Source organism: Clostridium sp. UBA6640 (assembly GCF_002455975.1).
Classification (GTDB): Bacteria; Bacillota; Clostridia; order Clostridiales; family Clostridiaceae; genus Clostridium_J.
In genome coordinates this window covers 105,031-107,503 of sequence record NZ_DKLM01000167.1, presented here as the reverse complement: position 1 = coordinate 107,503, position 2,473 = coordinate 105,031, and the positions used below count along the sequence as shown (strand labels likewise).

Sequence of the window (2,473 nt, the reverse complement as noted above, 5' to 3'; positions counted from 1 at the left end):
GTCAATTGTCAATTCTCAATTGTTAAAGGTTAGTTATTTTCTATATAAAATAGTTGATCTTATAAGAGCAGCTTTCTCGGATATACCATTTATGGTGATGTTTAAACTATCATAAGAATTATCTACATTTATAAGTAATAAATCATTTTTATCTAGTTCAATATTTTCACCATTATTTATATTCATAGTACAAGCACCCTCTGCAACATAAAAACTTTCTAGTAACATTTCTTCATTTGTTTTGGGAACAAGGTTAGTTTTAGGAACAGAATATGAAGTATCCATCGATAAGGATATAGAATTTACATAGCCTTTAGAGTTTTCTTTAAGCATTAAATTAAAATCCCTTACTTTTCCAAAGCTTTTAGTATTCCATTCACCACTAAAATTATGTACTTCAAAAGGATTTAAACTTATAATTTCATTATTATCATGCTGAAGTTTTAAAGGGTTGTCTAAGGAGAGAATAAATCTATTAGTATTAGGCAAATACGTAAAAGTAGATTCTTCTAATTCAACTTTTGCAGAACTTAAGCGCCATTTAAAATCTAAATTTTTATAATCAGAATTCACAGGATATATAGCAAGTTCTGTGGTAGTTCCACCTGACCAGTTAGAAGTTTTATAATCTTTATCATGAATAATTTTTACAGTATAACACATTTATATTACCACCTCACAATTTTAAATTCCTTTATAGTTTTATTCTAGCAACAAGTTAATACAGTATCAATTAATTTAAAGCTGCATACAAAAATAATAGAGGACAAACAATTAATATAAAGAATAAAACCTTTAATCAAACTATAAATTAGTGATTAAAGGTTTTTATTGTTAATCCAGAAGAAAGTATTATGAAACTCCCTGTAGTGTTTTATCTTCAATTAAATCCTCTGGCTTTAATTCTTTAGCAATTGGCTTACTTTCATCTAGAGGCTTCATCGCAAAACCTGTGTATCCATAAATTGCAGATACAATAGGATTAATTAAACCTAGAAAATGGAATGGAGCATAGGCAAAAGCACTTACACCTAAGGTTGAAAAGTATACTGCTCCACAGGTTGACCAAGGTACTAATCCAGAAGTTAATGTACCAGCATCCTCTAATACCCTAGAGAGATTCTTAGGGTGTAGATTTAATTTTTCATAAACGTTTTTATACATTTGACCCGGAATAACTATTGATATATATTGATCTGCAGCTGCAAAGTTCATAGCTATACAGCTTAGTATATTTGATAAAATGATACTTCCTCTACTATGACAATGTTTAAGTATCGCATTTATTATCGTGTCTAAACATCCTATCTGCTTAACAAGACCACCAAAAGCTAATGCGCATATAACTAATGAAATGGTTTCCATCATGGAAAGAAGTCCACCTCTATTTAGCAGTGTATCTACCATAGCATTGCCTGAACTTATTTCAAAACCATAGAATAATGCATGTAGAACTTCTGATACGCTGCTGCCTTGTGTAAAAGAGAAAATTACACCTATAATTGTTCCGCCTATCATACCTGGTATGGCAGGTACCTTAAATACTATCATTAAGATTACAGATAATGGTGCAATAAATATTAATGGACTGATATTAAAAGATGATTGTATGGTTTCTAATATTGCATTAATTTGAGTAGTATCTACAGCTTGTCCCTTATATCCAATGCCTATTATTCCAAAAATTATTACTGATAGAATAAAGCTAGGTACTGTAGTATAAAGCATATGTCTTATATGATCAAATACATTTACTCCAGCTACACCAGCAGCTAAGTTTGTACTATCTGATAATGGTGATAATTTATCTCCAAAAGAAGCACCTGTTACAACTGCTCCTGCAATTATTGCAGAAGGTATTCCAAGACCTGCACCTATACCCATAGCTGCAGTACCCATAGTTCCAGCCGTAGTCCATGCACTACCTGTTGAAACAGACACTATTGCACATATGATTGGTAATAACAATAAGAACATAGCAGGAGTAAATAGTTTAAGTCCATAAAAAATCATTCCAGGAACTACTCCGCCAGCAATCCAAGTTCCTACTAAGCATCCTACAATCATGATTATAAAATTTGCTTGCATCGCCATAGAGTTAGTTTGTACCATAGCCTCTTCCATATCATTCCAGTTATGACCTAAAAATTTACCTATAATTGCTGTTATTCCACAACATATAATTAATGGAATTTGAGGTGCAGAATCGAATACGATTACACCTAATAACATGAAAGAAATTAGAAAAATGAATGGTATTATAGATACGATAAGTGATGGTTTTTTAATATTTTCTCTGTTGTTCATTAATTTTCCCCCTTGTTGTAAATTTATATCAAGTATAAGTTTAAAAATTATACTTAATGTCGTAAATTTTATCTTAAGTAAAGTCGTAGTATGTAGAATTTATAAATAAATAATTTTATAGGACAAATTTTTACTAAATATTTATAATATTTTTAAGGTTTTTTAA

General features: G+C 30.2%; 2 protein-coding genes. Both read right to left on the bottom strand.

Annotated elements, in window-relative coordinates:
- Window positions 1-33: 33 nt before the first annotated feature.
- Window positions 34-663 carry a HutD family protein gene (locus B2W91_RS19510; RefSeq protein ID WP_291583962.1) on the bottom strand — a complete coding sequence of 210 codons (630 nt, stop codon included), beginning with the start codon at window positions 661-663 and terminating at the stop codon, window positions 34-36.
- A 189-nt stretch (window positions 664-852) separates the two neighbouring features.
- The gene (gene nhaC, locus B2W91_RS19505) at window positions 853-2,307 is read right to left on the bottom strand and encodes a Na+/H+ antiporter NhaC (protein WP_291583960.1); all 1,455 of its coding nucleotides are present in this window, start codon (window positions 2,305-2,307) and stop codon (window positions 853-855) included.
- Window positions 2,308-2,473: the final 166 nt, after the last annotated feature.

What these genes read in the sequence shown, in the direction of transcription:
- B2W91_RS19510 (WP_291583962.1), bottom strand. Translation starts at nt 663, where the DNA reads ATGTGTTATACTGTAAAAATTATTCATGATAAAGATTATAAAACTTCT.
- nhaC (WP_291583960.1), bottom strand. Translation starts at nt 2,307, where the DNA reads ATGAACAACAGAGAAAATATTAAAAAACCATCACTTATCGTATCTATA.